The following is a 15,159-nucleotide window of genomic DNA, read 5'->3' as shown; positions in this document are numbered from 1 at the left end:
CCCCTGACTCGATGAACTGCACATCGGGCGGGACCAGCGGGCCTCAGGCGGCTTGGGCAAGCCAGGATCAGGCCTCCAAGACCTGATTCTTTGCTCAATCGATCAACGTGCGATCCAGGCCTCCTGCCAGTGGCTGCCTGTTCCGGGCTCGAACTGCGGGGTCGAGGGGCTCCACTGCACGCAGTAGCCGTTGTTGGGCCAGGGGCGGCATTCATAGATGCGGCCGTTCTTGGGCTGCAGCACGCGGGTGCCGGCCTTGTAGCTCTTCAGGCCCTCAGGGAAGCGGTAGTCGAACTTGCCGCCAGGCTGGGGTGCGGTCTCGCCCACAAACATCAGATCAAACGTCTTCTGAATCAAGAGACCGCTGCCCTTGACCACGCCCTTGAGCACCAGCTGGTGGTGACCGGCCGCGGGCTTGTCGATGACGATGCGCAGGCTCTGGCCCGAGTTGTTCAGCGAGGCCGTGGCCACGCCCTTGGTCTGGCCGCCATGGTCGAAGACGCTGGCGTTCAAGTCCAACTCACCCACGGCGGTAACGCTGAACTGCAGCGTCAGCTTGCCGCCCACAATCTGCTGCTGCGCGGCCAGGCCGTTCACCAAGATGTCGGCGCTGGGCGGCGTGGCTGCCTTCTCGATCTGCACCTCAACGCGGTTCAGGCCGCTGTCCTGGCGAGCAAAAACTTCGTTCTGGCCTTGCACCGGCGAAATCGTTCCGTCCGGCGCCAGCTGGCCGGCACGCAGCAGGGTTTGCTGGGTGTTCACCCGGGTCGCCAGCAGATAGGGCCAGGTGTTGCGCTGACCATCGGCATCGTTCGCAATGCTTAGGCGGGTTTGCAGATCGGGGCGTTCGCCCTTGGCGTCGAAGACACGGGTGGCGACCTTGTCGCCGGGCTTCAGATCCACCGAGGGATAGATGCTGCCACGCACCGCCCAGTTGGCGGCCGGTGGGGTCGGGTTGCTGCCGCCATCGGCAAACATCAGGTCCACCAGGTTGTAGAAGCTGTTCGGCGTGTCGCCCACTTCCCAAACGCCCAGCACCAGGTGGTAGCCGGTGCGGGCGGGCAGCTGGCATTGATGCGTCACCAGCTTGGGCGGCTGGCGCATGCCGCCGTCCGCCTGGCAAAAGGGCTGGGCCTCAAAGGCCGAGCGGCTCAGGCGCAGGTTCGGGTTCCAGCCCGGCTTGGTGATGTAGTAGCGCCAGCCCTTGGTGACGTGATTGGCGGTGAAGGTCCAGCTGAAGCTCATGGGGCCGCTGCTGACGCTCCGCTTGCTCCAGCGCGAGGCGGTCTGCTCGTCCATGGGGGAGAACTGCAGCAGGCCGGCGCTGGCGATCTGGCCGTCGGCCGGGCCGCGATCGGGGTAACCCGAGGGGCCTTCCAGGCTTTGCGGCTCCCACTGAATGGCGCCACAAGCGCTATTGCCACCGGAGCGGCAAAGCAGATTGCGCGACTCCGGCGCACTGATATAGCCATGTGAAAAGGCCTGTCCGCTGAGGGCCAGGCCTGCGATCAGCGCCATCAGCTGGCGCTCTTTTTTGAGCATGAAGGTCATGCTGACTCCCTCTGAAAAATAACGGCGCGATTGTGCGGACGATCGAGGTCACCAAACCTCGAATCGAGCGACATTTACACACCGTTACCCGGGGAATAAGACCCTTATTTGCTCAGGCCGGGCTTGAGGTATTTATCCAAAAACTCCAGCATGCGGCGATTGGCTTCGATCTGGTTCTTTTTCTTCGAGAAGCCATGGCCTTCGTCGTCGAACACCAGGTACTCCACCGGCACGCCGTTCTTCTTCACCGCTTCCACGATCTCATCGCTCTCGGGCTTGATGACGCGCGGGTCATTGGCGCCCTGGATCACCATCAGCGGCCGCTTGATCTCCTTGGCGTGGAAGAGCGGCGAGGTGGCGATCAGGAAGTCACGGTCGCGCGCGGGGTCGCCCACCTCCTGATACAAGGCCTGGCGGAAGGACTCCCAGTAAGGCGGAATGCTCTCCAGCGTGCGCAACCAGTTGCTGACGCCGAAGATGTCAATGCCCACCTTGAAGGCCTCGGGCCGGAAGGCCAGGGCCGCCAGCGTCATATAGCCACCGTAAGAGCCGCCCATGATGCCGATGCGGTCCGGGTCGATCACACCGGTGCTGGCCAGATAGGTCTTGGCCTCCACGCAGTCCCACAAGGGCTCGCGGCCATGCTTGCCGTCATCCGCCGTGAAGAAACTCTTGCCATAACCCGAGCTGCCCCGGTTATTGATGCCCAGCACCGCATAGCCATGATTGGCCAAGTATTGGGCCAGGGCCGAATAGCCCCGCGTGGTCTGACCGCCGGGGCCGCCATGCACCAGCAAGACGGCCGGCACCTTGTTCGTCGCCGAGGCTTCCTTGGGCTGGTAGTAGACAGAAGGAATCACCATGCCGTCAAAGGACTTGAAGCGCACGATGCGCGCGTCCACCAGATCAGCCGGGTCGATTTCCTTGGACAGCGATTGCGTCAGCTGCTTGACCTGTTTGCCCGCGAAGTCGTAGACAAACAGATTGCTGGGCGAGCGATCGCCGTTCAAATAAAAGGCCATCTTGGCGCCGCTGCGCGAGAACTGCACGCCGCGCACCTCGCCGCCGGGTAGGCTGGGCAGGGCCACCGGCCGTTCCTGGCCATTCACCTGCTCCTTCACCGACAGGCGGATGCTGGCATCGGCATTGACGCCGGTGACGCGGTAGCGACCGTCCTGCGAGAAATAGGTGTAGGCGATATCCCAGTCAGCCTTTTCCAACTCGCTGGTCTTGCCCGTGGCCAGCTCATATTGCTGCAAGCGGGTGAACTCGGCACCGGCATTGGTTTGCAGAATCAGCTGGCGGGAGTCTGGCGTGAAGGTGGCGGCGCGGTAGCTGATCGACTCTTTCTTGGCGTCGTGCGGGGTCAGATGCTTGAGCTGCTGGGTCTGGGTGTCAAACAGATAGACGTCGGAATCGGCGGTGGTGTTGATCTTCTCCAGCGCGATCCAGCGGCCATCGCGGCTGATTTCCGAGACTTCGTAACCCGCCTCGTTCTTGTAGATCAGCGTGCGGGCATAAGTCTTGGCATCGTAGCGGTAGAGGTCGAAAAACTTGGGGTCGCGCTCATTGCTGCTGACGTAAAAAGCGCTGCCGTCCGGCGTCCAGCCGGCAAAGCTGGCCTTCAACTTGTCACCCGGGGTCAGGTCTTGCTCGCGGCCGTCCAACTCGCGCACAAACAGGTGGTTTTGCTCATTGCCCCCCTTGTCGCGGGTGAACAGCACCCGGTCGTCCTGGGGGAAATAGCTGACAGCGTAATGGCTGTCGGTGGTGGAACTGGTGAGGGCACGCGGCGCACCGCCCGCCACATCCTGGCTGTAGACATTGAAGATGCCCGTGACATTGCTGCTGAACAAAATGCGCTTCTCATCGGCGCTGAAGGAAGCACCGTTGATGGCCGTCGTGGCCATGAATTGCTCGATGCTGTAACGCTTGGGCGCCTGCTTGGCCTCGGCGGCCTTGGCCACCTTGCTGGACTGGCTGGCCTCGACGGCTCTCTTCGCGGTGCTGGCACTGCTGCCATCGCCCGCTGCATGGGTCTGGGCCGCGAGCAAGGCAAGCAGGCTGGCGGCCGCCAAACGTGCCAGTCGCAGACCGGGCTGCGAAGGCGCAAAAGTCGAACTCTTCATCTCATCTCCCTCAAAAATTCAATGAGCCGGCCGAGGGCCGGGGCGAGCGTTTGACTATAAAAGCGCGCTGCGGTGAGACCAAGCGAGGACGGATGAACGGTTGAAACAGGGGCTCGGACTGCAAACCTGGGCAAGACCTGACCCCTAGTCCGCAGCGGCCACGGCGCCCGGCTCTGGGCTAAAGTCGCCCGGCAGCGGGTAGCAGACTGGAGCGGCAAGGCAAGAAGGACAAAGGAGGCGTCACTTGGGCATCAAGGTTTTCCTGGCCTCCTCGGCCGAACTCAAGCAAGAGCGAGAGGCGCTGCAACTACTTGTCGCGCGCCGCAATGCGCAGGCACAGGCACAGTCCCAAGAACACGCCCAGCTGGAACTGGTCATCTGCGAGGATTTCGATGCCAGCCTCTCCCCCACCCGCAAGCAAGACGAATACAACCAAGCCATCTGTGACTGCGATCTGCTGATTCTGCTGGCGGCCGGCAAGGTGGGCCGCTACACGGAGGAAGAGTTCGACGTCGCCTATCGGCAGTTCTTGCAATGTGGACGGCCTCGCATCCTCACCTACTTCAGCGACGCGCCGCGCAAGCCCAGCAGCCTGCGGGCGGAAGACCAGCTAAGCCTGCTGCGCTTCCAGGCCAAGCTGGAAGGTTTGCAGCATTTCTACACCCACTACGACAATGTGGACGCCCTGCTGCGTCTGGTGGAAGAACAACTGCGCCTACTCAAGGGCGGCCAGCAGGCAGCCGAGGGCGGCTCAAGCGGACCGCAGCAATCGGCGGCCCAGACCGTGTTGATGCGCCAGCTGCGCAGCTATCTGAGCTGGCTGCGCGAACGCTGCCAGAACATCGAGATGCGCGGCATCGAGCGCGGCGGCAATGGCCCGGTGCTGATGCTGCCCTTGGAAACAGCTTATGTGCCGCTGCGAGCCCGCATGCGAGGCCAGCGCCTCTACGAAGCCAAAGGCGGCAAGACCGGCAAGCCCCAGCCCGGCCAGGCGCGCGGCGAGCTGGCCCTCAACGAGCTCCTGGCCCTCGGGAGCCGGCTGGTGGTGGTGGGCGGCCCGGGCTCGGGCAAGACCACGGTGTTGGCCCATATGGCCTGGGCTTTAGCCAGCTCCATCGTCGAGAACAAGGCGGAACCGGCGCAGACCAGTTTGGGCATGAACACAGGCGTTCACCAGCTGCCCCTGCCCATCTTCGTGCCGCTGGCCTCCTTCGCCCGCCATAGACGCAAACAGGCACAGAGCCTGGCCGCGCAAGACCTGACCCTTGCGGGATTCATTTCCCGGCACCTGATCGGCAAACAAGTCAGCCTGGATCTGCCGGCCGACTTTTTCAGCCAGCTGCTGGCCGCCAAACTCAATATCCTGCTCCTGCTGGACGGCTTGGACGAGGTGGCCAATGAGAATGAGCGCGCCGAGGTGCGCCAATGTGTGGAAGAGCTGCTGGCTGGCAAACCCGGGCTACGCGCCATCGTCACCTGCCGGACGGTGGCTTATCGAAACGGCCGCACGGCCTTTGGCGCCGACTTCCAGGAGATCGTGGTCCAGCCCCTGGAGATGGGCCGCCATATCGCCCCCATGATTCGCCAAGCCTATCGCTGCATCCCGCCCTTCGACGAAGCCAAAAGCCAGGAACGCAGCGAAGCCTTGCTCAAAAGCATTCAGCGCCTGGAGCAGGATCGCCGCGAGCGCCTGGGGCGCGACAGCCAGCCCCTGGTGGACAGCCCCCTGATCGTGCGCCTGCTGCTGATCGTCGACGTCAACAACCGGACCTTGCCGGACGAGCGCGCCCTGCTCTTCAACAAGGCCATCCTGGCCTTGCTGCAGGTGGACTACGGGGTCGATCAGGACGAGATCACCCAGCTCAACAGCGGTTGGGAGGTGTTCCTGGACATCTCTCAATACCTGGCCTTTCATATGCATCAGCAAGGGCCGGAGCAGGGGCGAGAGATCGAGGAGGCGGACCTGCGCCGCCTGCTGCAACGCGAGGAGTGCTTTCGCCCACATATCGACGCCTTTCTGGCCCAGGTCCGGCAACGCGGCAGCATCATGGAAGAGCGCGACGGCGTCTACCGCTTCATTCACCTGGCATTCCAGGAGTTTCTGACCGCGCGCTATCTTTGCGCGGTCACGGGCGCCACGGCCCTCACCGAAATCTTTGCGGCCCTGGAACCGCGGCTGGAGGATCCCTGGTGGCGCGAACCGATCCTGCTGCTTTCGGGCTACCGCGCTCGCCGCGAGGCCATGCAGGTCGCGCCCAACTTCTTCGCCCGCCTGGCGCGCCTGGGCCAAACGCCGACGGCCCAATGCTGCGCGGCAGAATTGGCGGCCACGGCCATTCTGGAGCGCCGCGAGGCCGGCAAAGACTTGCGAGCTGACTGCGCCCAGCACATCGTCACGCTGCTGTCCGACAAAGAGTTGCTCAAACAGGTCAGCCCCCTTGTGCGGGCGCGCATGGCCGAGCCCTTGTCGGCCCTGGGCGACCCTCGCTTTGACCCCCTGCTCTACCACCTGCCCAAAGACAAATTGCAGGGCTTTGTCCGCGTCGAGGCCGATCCCGAGTTTCGCGTCGGCACCCGCCGCCAGGACACCGGCCGGACCAGCGCCCGGTTGGGCGTGTCGGTGCACCCCAACGAGATCAATGACCGCCCGACGCCCACGCCCACCTTCTACATCGGCCGCTACCCGGTGACGGTGGCGCAGTTCCGCGCCTTTCGCGAGGCCAACCGGATGACGCTGGACATACCGGCCCTGCGCGACCTGGGCAGCCGACCGGTGCGCCGCGTCACATGGCGGGACGCCGAGATGTATTGCGGCTGGCTGAACCGCTGCCTGCTGTCCGGCCCCCGCTACCAAAACCTGGCCTTGACCAAGCTGATTCGCCAGGGCTGGAAGATTGCTTTGCCGAGCGAGTTTGAGTGGGAGAAGGCGGCCCGCGGCAATAGCTGCGACTCCCTCTTTCCCTGGGGCAACAAGCCAGCGCCCTGGCTGGCCAATAGCCGGGAAAGCCAGCTGCAAGACAGCTGCAGCGTGGGCTGCTTTCCACCCAATGACTTGGAGTTGTACGACATGCTGGGCAATGTCCGGGAATGGACACGCAGCAAGGGCGGCGCCTACAGCGGCAGCGCGGCGCGGCCGACGGCTCATTCGCGCGAAGCCAAGCAACTGGCCTCAAGAGTCACCCGCGGCGGTTCCTGGAGCGCCCCCGCTACCGAAGCTCGCTGTGCCCACCGCCAAACCGAGGAGCCAGGGCATAGCCACCATGCCCTGGGCTTCCGCTTAGCCCTGATCAAAGACGATCAGCTCCCCCTCTTCCCCGCGCCCACCGCAATCCCGGCCCAGCCCTGATTGCCCTCAAGCGCCGCAGCCAGGCTTTGGGGGGGCGGCTCGCCCATCAGGCAAAGCTGAGCAAGGCCGTGTCGTCCAGATGGGCCACGCTATTGAAGGTCTGCAAAGCCATGCGCTTGGCGCTGATGGCGAACTCACTGACGGCGCTATTGCGTATGCGCAGATTCAGCTCGATGGTGGCGTCGGGCGGCGTGCCCAGCACCTGGCCGATGGCGGTGGAGATGGGCCCGCCGCTGGACACCAGCAGCACGCGGGCGCGGGCCTTCTCGGCAGCAATGCCCTGCACCTGGCGCAGGGCCGCGGCCACACCGGCGCTGAACTCGGCATAGCCACTCATGCCCTCGGGCGCCGCGCGGCCCGCCATCCAGGCCGCCAGGCCTTCGCGCAGCAGACGAAAATGGGCGCGCGCCGCCTCTGGCGTCAGCGGGCGCTCCAGCGGCCCGCTGTGGATGGCGCGAATCAAGGCCTCGCTGTCGTATTCGTCCAGGCCAGGGCATTGAACTGCCGTCGGCAGATCCGCCTGCTGCAAACCCTCGCTCAGGGCGGCGAGGGACTGCTGATGGCGCTTGAGCGTGCCGGTCAACACCGCATCAAAGCCCTGGCCCCGTTCACGCCAGTAGCGGCCCAGGGCCTGGCACTGGCGCCGCCCCAGATCGCTGAGTTGATCGTAGTCCTCGGCCCCCAAAGAGGCCTGACCGTGGCGGACAAGATAGAGCGTTCCCATGCCGACCATCATCGGGCCTGAGCCAGAAAAAACCTGTCTCCGCTGCGACCTCAAACAGGGGGTGAACAAAAACGCACAGCCCCCTGTTCAGAGGGGCGCCGCCCGGCCTGCAGGCGGGGCAGCACCGCAAGTCGAATGCAACCAGCGGGCCGCCCGCGCCAGCGTGTCGGCATCGGCCTGGGCACCCCCACTGATCTCGTCGGGCGCGATGGGGCCGCTGTACAAACGCCCTTGGCGGTCCAGGGTACGAACGCCGGCCAAAGCCAAGAGTCCCCCATGGCGCAGGGCGTGAACCGAATTGCCGGTGTTGACGCCGGCACTGGGCTGGCCAAAGAAGCGGGTATTGGCCCGAGCTTTGAAGGCGATCAAGACCATCTCACCCGAGCTGCCCGTGAATGGCCCGCCAAGCACGGCCACGGCATGGCTGCGCCATGCAGGGTCTGCTGAGGGCAGCGCTGCCTCGGCCCCCTCCCCCATGGGATTCGTTTGGGCATAGCGCAGCTGCCCGTTCTGCAAGAGCAAGGGCTCGCGCCGCCCCCGCGCGTCTTCAAAGCTCAAGACCGGGCCCTCGGGCAGCAGCGCTGCCAAGCCCGCCAGCATGGGATACATATTGCCGCCTGTGTTGGCCCGCAAATCGAGCACCAGGCCACAAGGGCTTTGCGCCAAGGCGAGCAAGAGCTGATCGCGCAGATGCGAGGCGGCCAAGCGCATCTGTTCCGGCTGAATGGAGGGAAACCCATCCAGCTTGAGGACGGCCAGGCCTTGCACCGGCGCCTGCAATTCGCCCAAAGCGGTGCTGGGCGCCTGCGCCTGACCCGGAGCCGCCTGAAAGACCTGGGCCTGGCTGCGACTCATATAGAAAGAATGCCCGTCACCCAGCGCGCCAACGAGTTGGCTCAGAGCAATGTCCAGATCGACCTCACGCCCACCGAGCTCGGCCCGCGCCCGCGCTGCGGCCTGCAAAGGCGGCCAATCCTTGCCCTCGGCCGCAAGCGCATGGGCCTGAATCAGCGCCAGCGCCTCATCAACAATCTGCCCGGGCTGTTCAATCACGGGGCTGCTGTAGTGGCGGATGGCCCATGCGGCCGCGCCCAGCGCGGCCAAGACCATGACCAAGATCAGGCCGCGAACTTCGGGCCAGCGCAGCCAAGCCACCATCCCGGCCTCAGCCCGCGATCTCAGGCTCCACCAACTGGGCCAGCTGAGCGAGCGATTCCTGCCAGCCCAGATAGCACATCTCGACCGGGATCATGGCCGGAATGCCGGCCTGGGTGATGCTGATCTCGGTGCCGCACAGCACGGCCTTGAGCTTGACCTCGACCTGCATCTCGCCGGGCAGGTTCGAGTCATCGAAGCGATCGGTATAGCGCAGCAACTCACCCGGACGCAGTTCCAGATACTCGCCGCCAAAGGAATGGCCCTGGCCGTTGCCAAAATTACGGAAAGACATCTTGAAGCTGCCCCCCACTTTCGCCTCCAGCTGATGGACCTGGCAGGTAAAGCCATAGGGCGGCAGCCATTTGCTCAAGGCATCGGGCTCCAGAAAGGCGCGGTAAAGCTTCTCCGGCTGGCTGCGGATGACGCGGTGCAATTGAACGGTGCCTGTGCTCATGAGGGGCCTCCAGAAGTCCAGAAGAAAGGGCAGCGTGCATGCTACCTCCCCTGGCCCCGCCAGCCATCAGGCCGAGCGGCTCAAGCCCTTGACCCGCTCCGCCGCCAGGGCCACCGCGGCCCCAAGCGTACTAACGCCTAATTTGATGAGCATGGTTTGCAGGCCGCCCTGCACCTCGGCGGCGCTGCTGCCCAGCACCGCGGCCAGCTCGCGGGGGTCCTTGCCCTTGACGGCCCAGTACAGCAACTCGGCCTCGCGGGCCGCCAGGCCAAAGGCATGGATCAGGCCATGCAGCAAGGCCGCGTCATCGGACTCGCGCAGCACGATCAACCAGCAGCCCTCGCCGACCGAATCGGCATCCATGGCATGCAGGGCAAAGCTCAGGCGCTTGGGGCCCAGGGCCAGCACGGCGGGCGCCTTGGGCAGGGCGCCGGCGTGGGCTTGCGGCAGGACGGTGAGCGTCTTGCTATCGGCCCCGGCACGCCGGCGCAAGGCCTCGCGGTGCAGCCACAGCATCAGCTCGGGCGGCAGGCGGCCGCGCTCGAAATGCCCGGCGCTGAAGTACTGCAACATCAGATCGCGCGCCAGGCTGGTGTGCCAGACGCAGCGGCCGCTGCTCTCCTGCACCACCAAGCTGGCCTGGCCAAAGGCATCCAGGGCCTGAGCCAGGGCTTGTGGCTGCGCCGGCTGACCCCGACCTTGAGCACGTGCCCCCTGGATCAGCTGGCCCAAACGCGCCAGCAAGTCGCGCGGGCGCAGGGGCCGGGCCAGATAGTCCACTGCCCCGGCGGCCAGGGCCGCCTCCGTCTGCGCGGCGCCCCCTGCCCCACCCAGCAAGACCAGGGGCGTGGTGCTGAAGACCGGCAGGGCCTTCAGCTCTTGGGCCAGGGCAAAGGCCTGGGCCTCCTGCTCGGCCGCCACTTCGATCAGCAAGACCTCGGGCGCAGAGGCAGACGAGGCGAATGGGGCCGATGTGGCCGATGCAGCCGCCCTGGCCCATTCGGCCGGGTCACTTGGGCCTTGGGCATCCCTTGGCTCAAGCCACAGCAATTGGACGTTGTAGCCCGACTCCTCCAGCACCTCTTGCAAGAGATGGCGGGGCTGAGGGCCGGCCGCCAAGGAAGTGGCCCCCTGCACCAGCAAGAGCAGCTGCGCCCCCACGGGCAAGCCGGGCTGAAAGGCAGCGCTTGCCGTGGAAGTGAGGCGTTCGGTGTCGGCGGCGGTGCTCATGATGGGCGTCGTCAAAGACGAGTGAAAGCGTTGTTTGTCATGCACAGCAATGCAAGCGCCATGCCACCACAGCAAGAGCTGACAGGTGTGGTCTTGGTCATGCCCCGCCCCAAATGCTGCACATGCGGCCCAAAGCGCACCAGCTTGGTGAGAGCGCACCACAATGCAGCGCGACACGGAGGGATAGGCTGGAGCCGACCCGTGCCCGCAGCCAGGCCCCAGCGCGGGCCAAAGTCCTGTTTTGGCCCGCTTATCCAGGCATTGAAACGTGCCTTGCCGGCAACGCCGCCCCTTCCGGGCAGGGATACTTGAGGCACCATGGGCGGGCAAGGGCTCTGGCCCTGCCCGCCCCTCACTTTTTTCAAACCAAACCGCAAGCATGGATCGATTGGTCGAGCACGTGGTGGCCTGGCATAACAGCCATCCGCTCGCGAAGAAAATCACCATCTACGACGTCCACACCATTGGCGTCGTCGCCCTGCCCTTTGTGCGCACCGGCCGCGCCGGTACGGCCGTGGGCCATGGCGGCCGCGCCGGTAGCTTGGCGGAACCCATCGAGCCGGTGCTGGCCGAAGAGGGCGTGGGCGAAGCCGCAGCCCACGATGTGGGCGAGAGCACGCTGGACGCCCACGCCAACACCACGGCCCAACATCTGGACGCCCTGGCCGACGGGGAAGACCCGGCCGAGCACCTGCCCAAGCCCAGCTGGCGCGAGCGCCTCAGCGGGCTCGCAGGGTTCTGGAAGCGCGGCGCCGCAGGCGGCGCTTCCAGCGCCTGGCCGGCTTTCAGCGAACGCTTCATCCCCGGCCTGCGCCCGGCCCGTGTGGCCAAGTTCGCTCAGGCCCAGGGTTTTCTGAACCCGCCGGGCGACGCCAGCTGGCCGCAGCGCGTGGTGGCCATGGACGAGGCCATGATGGCCAAGCACAGCGGCGCCTGGCCGTTTGAGCTTTATCTGATCAGCGCCGCCATCGATGCCGGCAACTCGCGCAGCCGGGTCTTGATCGGGGTGGGCCGCAAGCCCCACATCCTCGGCCCACGCTGCTGGAGCCCGAAACGCCTGGGCCTGGCGGCCATGGTCTTGCTGGGCTTGCTAGGCCTGGGTTCGGCCCTGCTGCTGCAGAAGCACCATGCCGCACAGGAGGCGGTGGCGGCAGCTGAGGCTGCGGCTTCCGCTGCTTCCGCTGCCCAAGCAGCTTCAGCGGCTTCTGCGGCGGCCTTGGTCGCGGCTCAGGCCGAAGCCGCGTCAGCAGCGGCTGCAGCAGCGGCCGCTTCCGCGGCGGCCGAAGGGGCCTCGGCCCCGGCCTCCGAAGCCGCCGGTAGCGAGGCTGCGGCCTCGGGGTCTTTGTCCGACAGCCTGCCGCAAAAACCGGCGGGCGCCCAGGCCGCGATGCCTCCTGGGACGGCGGCCAGCCCAGCCGCAGAGGCGGCCAGCGAACCCCAGCCCGATATCCGCCCCAATTTCGTCAAGGCCTTGCCCAAGCGCACACCGTTTGGCGCCAAACCGGAAGAAGCCCTCAAGCCCGAGGCGAAGGAAGAAGCGCCCAAGCCCGCCGCCAAGCCCGGAGAGAAAACCTCAGACAAGGCCGCCAGCGACAAAACCGCGACGACCGCCCCTCTGGTGGAAAAGCTGGGCCCCTTGGGCACAAAGGGCGAGGACAAGACCATCCACTCCGTCGTCAAACCCGAGGGTGGCAAGAGCGGCAAGCAAGACAGCAAGCCGGTGGTGGCCCTGGTGGGCCCGGTCAGCCCGAGCAAGCAGGAGGCCGAAGCCCAGCTGGCCCGTATGCGCGGCATGATCGCGCCCATGCACGCGGGCGCGCTGCAAGCCCAGGTCTTTCAAACGCCCGAAGGCTGGCGCCCCGCCGTCTGGCCTTTTGACGGCCGCGAAGAAGCCCAGCTGATCAACGCGACCTTGGTGGCACGCGGTATGCGCACCAAGGCGGTAGATTTTTAGGACAGCGCTTCTTCAGGAGCGATAGTCGGCGTTGATGCTGACGTAATCGTGGCTCAGATCACAAGTCCAGACCGTGGCCGTCGCGGCGCCGCGCTGCAGATTCACCCGCACGGTGATTTCGCTCTGTTTCATCACGCGCTGGCCATCTTCCTCGCGGTAGTCGGGGTGGCGGCCACCGTCGCGCACCACATGCACATCGTCCAGATGCAGAGAGATCAGGGTCTGGTCCAGATCGTCGATACCGGCATAGCCCACGGCCGCCAGGATGCGGCCCAGATTCGGGTCGCTGGCGAAGAAGGCCGTCTTCACCAGGGGTGAGTGGGCAATGGCGTAGGCCGCCAGTTTGCACTCGGCCTCGTTGCGGCCGCCGTCCACCGTCACGGTGATGAACTTGGTCGCGCCCTCGCCGTCGCGCACGATGGCCTGGGCCAGCTGTTGCGAGAGTTTGATCAGCGCGGCGCGCAAGACTTGACCCTCGGCACTGTCCAGCGAGTCGATACGCGCATGGGCCGCTTTGTGGGTGGCGATCAGCACAAAGGAGTCGTTGGTGGATGTGTCGCCGTCGATGGTGATGCGGTTGAAAGACGCGTCAGCGGCCTCGCTCACCAGGGCCTGCATCAGGGCCGGGTTGATATTGGCGTCGGTCGCCACATAGCCCAGCATGGTGGCCATATTGGGGCGAATCATTCCCGCGCCCTTGCTGATGCCGGTCAGGGTCACCGTCTGGCCACCAATCTGCACCTGCAGCGACGCGGCCTTGGGCACGGTGTCGGTCGTCATGATGCCCAAAGCAGCCTCGCCCCAGGCATCGGCGCGCAGGGCCGCGATGGCGGCAGGCAGGCCCTTGATGATGCGATCCACCGGCAAGGTCTCCATGATGACGCCGGTGGAGAAAGGCAGGATTTGCTCGGCCTGCACGCCCATCAGACCAGCCAGGGCCTCGCAGCTCTGGCGCGCCCGCGCCAGGCCGTCCGCGCCGGTGCCGGCATTGGCATTGCCGGTGTTGACCAAGATGGCGCGGATCTGATTGCCGTCCTTGGCCAGATGCTCACGGCAGATCTGCACCGGCGCCGCGCAAAAACGGTTCTTGGTGAACACACCGGCCACGCTGGCGCCTTCAATCAGCTCGATCACGCTCAAGTCACGTCGGTCCGCCTTGCGGATGCCGGCCTGGGTGATGCCAAGGCGCACACCGGGGACCGGGTGCAAGGAAGCGGGATCGGGGGCGCTGAGATTGACGGGCATGGTGGAGGCCTTGAAGAAGAAAGCGAACAGGTCAAAAGAGAAGCCGGATTGTAGGTTCGTGCAGGTATCAAAACGCTTGACAGCTTCTTGATGCGGCCGGGCCAAAGCTTGGCGAGGTCTTGAGTCGCCCGGTCCTAAATTGAAGGCCTCGCAACAAGCGGCGCCCCCTACAAAAGCCTGGCGCGCCAAGGATATGAGACCAGTCGCCATCCTTCAGCACGAAGCCAATCAAGGGCCGGGTTATCTGTCGGAGTTCTTGCAAGAGCAAGGCATCCCGACCGAGACCTTCCGGCCTGCCCTGGGTGAGGCGCCGCCACGGCGGGCCGAGGACTTCAGCGGCGTGGTCGTGCTGGGCAGCAATCACAGCGTCAACGATGACTTGGACTGGATTGCGGCGGAAGAGACGCTGGTGAAGGATGCGGTCGCGCACGATGTGCCCGTGTTGGGTCACTGCTTTGGCGCCCAGCTGCTGGCCAAGAGCTGCGGTGCGCGGGTCACCCGCAATGCCTGGCCGAATATCGGCTGGAGCAAGCTGTGGGTGACACCGGACGCCCGCGCGCTGTTCTGCGGCCGCTCACAGACCACGGTTTTCAACTGGCATTACGACACCTTCGAGATCCCCAAGGGCGCACGCCGCAGCCTGTTTGGCACTCACTGCATCAACAAAGGATTCACCATGGGCAAGCATGTCGCGCTGCAATGTCATCTGGAAGTGACCGAGGAAAGCGTACGCGCCTGGTGTCATGAGTCCAAGCATGAGCTGGAGCATGTGCATGGCCCAGCCGTTCAAAGCGAGGCAGAGATCCTGCGAGATCTGGAGCAACGCACCGATGATTTGCACCGCATGGCCCGCAGCGTCTATCACCAATGGAGCTTGGGCTTGCGGCGGCCGAGTGTGGTGAGGGCGAAGTTGTATTGGTGAAGTGTTGAATCGCGCGTGCTTCGTTTCGCCGCCATATAACTCTTTAACTCGCCGGGTTTTAGTTCCCTGGCCCAGCCGGGATTTCGCCCCGGCGGGCGACTCACTTTTCTTGCTTCGCCAAGAAAAGTAAGCAAAAGAAGGCGACCCGACGCCTGGCCCCTGCGGGGTCCGTTGCGGTGCTCAACTTCCTTGGGCCGCGCCCAACTCACTGCGCTACGCTCCGTTCAGACAAGGGGCGCGAAGTCAGTCCTCGAAGTCGCTTCGCGACGCCCAAGGAAGTTTCCGCTCCTCACCCAGTCTCAACGGGACTTGAATACCGTCACGCCTCGCTGCGCATCGGCTTGAGGGGCGGCGCGCCAGCGCGCCGCGATTGTGAGTTATGTATTGGACCGAGGCGACGCGCAGCGAGCCGAGTGGGGTTGGTGCTCCCCGTGTTGCCTGGGCGA

Annotated in this window: 10 protein-coding genes; 3 read left to right on the top strand and 7 right to left on the bottom strand. The window is 65.2% G+C overall.

Annotated features, from left to right (window positions below; translation table 11 throughout):
* Positions 1-102: 102 nt before the first annotated feature.
* Both gbpA and DBR47_RS15180 read right to left on the bottom strand, forming a co-directional pair.
* The gene (gbpA, locus tag DBR47_RS15185; RefSeq protein ID WP_197047093.1) at positions 103-1,551 is read right to left on the bottom strand and encodes an N-acetylglucosamine-binding protein GbpA; all 1,449 of its coding nucleotides are present in this window, start codon (positions 1,549-1,551) and stop codon (positions 103-105) included.
* A gap of 104 nt (positions 1,552-1,655) precedes the next feature.
* Positions 1,656-3,680: a S9 family peptidase gene (locus DBR47_RS15180; protein ID WP_124451520.1), complete on the bottom strand. Its 2,025-nt coding sequence runs from the start codon at positions 3,678-3,680 to the stop codon at positions 1,656-1,658.
* A gap of 244 nt (positions 3,681-3,924) precedes the next feature.
* On the opposite strand from DBR47_RS15180, the gene DBR47_RS15175 reads away from it, so the two are divergent.
* Entirely contained in the window at positions 3,925-7,026 is a 3,102-nt protein-coding gene (locus tag DBR47_RS15175; RefSeq protein WP_124451517.1) for an SUMF1/EgtB/PvdO family nonheme iron enzyme, read from the top strand.
* A 46-nt stretch (positions 7,027-7,072) separates the two neighbouring features.
* On the opposite strand, the gene DBR47_RS15170 is transcribed toward DBR47_RS15175, so the two are convergent.
* From DBR47_RS15170 to DBR47_RS15155, 4 genes are all read right to left on the bottom strand, one after another.
* The gene (locus DBR47_RS15170) at positions 7,073-7,750 is read right to left on the bottom strand and encodes a histidine phosphatase family protein (RefSeq protein ID WP_124451515.1); all 678 of its coding nucleotides are present in this window, start codon (positions 7,748-7,750) and stop codon (positions 7,073-7,075) included.
* Between the two features lie 87 nt (positions 7,751-7,837).
* Positions 7,838-8,908, bottom strand: coding sequence for a S41 family peptidase (locus DBR47_RS15165; RefSeq protein WP_124451513.1), 1,071 nt, complete (start codon positions 8,906-8,908; stop codon positions 7,838-7,840).
* A 7-nt stretch (positions 8,909-8,915) separates the two neighbouring features.
* A complete protein-coding gene (locus DBR47_RS15160; protein WP_124451511.1) occupies positions 8,916-9,362 on the bottom strand; it encodes an SRPBCC family protein in 447 nt (148 codons plus the stop codon).
* 66 nt (positions 9,363-9,428) lie between these two features.
* Positions 9,429-10,592 carry a hypothetical protein gene (locus DBR47_RS15155; protein WP_124451509.1) on the bottom strand — a complete coding sequence of 388 codons (1,164 nt, stop codon included), beginning with the start codon at positions 10,590-10,592 and terminating at the stop codon, positions 9,429-9,431.
* 379 nt (positions 10,593-10,971) lie between these two features.
* On the opposite strand from DBR47_RS15155, the gene DBR47_RS15150 reads away from it, so the two are divergent.
* Positions 10,972-12,546, top strand: a complete 1,575-nt coding sequence (locus tag DBR47_RS15150; RefSeq protein ID WP_124451507.1) for a hypothetical protein — start codon at positions 10,972-10,974, stop codon at positions 12,544-12,546.
* A 12-nt stretch (positions 12,547-12,558) separates the two neighbouring features.
* On the opposite strand, the gene argJ is transcribed toward DBR47_RS15150, so the two are convergent.
* Positions 12,559-13,791, bottom strand: a complete 1,233-nt coding sequence (gene argJ, locus DBR47_RS15145) for a bifunctional glutamate N-acetyltransferase/amino-acid acetyltransferase ArgJ (protein WP_124451505.1) — start codon at positions 13,789-13,791, stop codon at positions 12,559-12,561.
* Between the two features lie 193 nt (positions 13,792-13,984).
* Between argJ and DBR47_RS15140 the strand changes: the two genes are divergently transcribed.
* The gene (locus DBR47_RS15140) at positions 13,985-14,713 is read left to right on the top strand and encodes a type 1 glutamine amidotransferase (protein WP_124451503.1); all 729 of its coding nucleotides are present in this window, start codon (positions 13,985-13,987) and stop codon (positions 14,711-14,713) included.
* Positions 14,714-15,159 lie beyond the last annotated feature (446 nt).

The sequence above is a fragment of the Paucibacter sp. KBW04 genome (genome assembly GCF_003852425.1).
Classification (GTDB): domain Bacteria; phylum Pseudomonadota; class Gammaproteobacteria; order Burkholderiales; family Burkholderiaceae_C; genus Paucibacter_A.
Note: the sequence above shows the minus strand (reverse complement) of the source record. Positions and strands in the feature narration are given on the sequence as shown.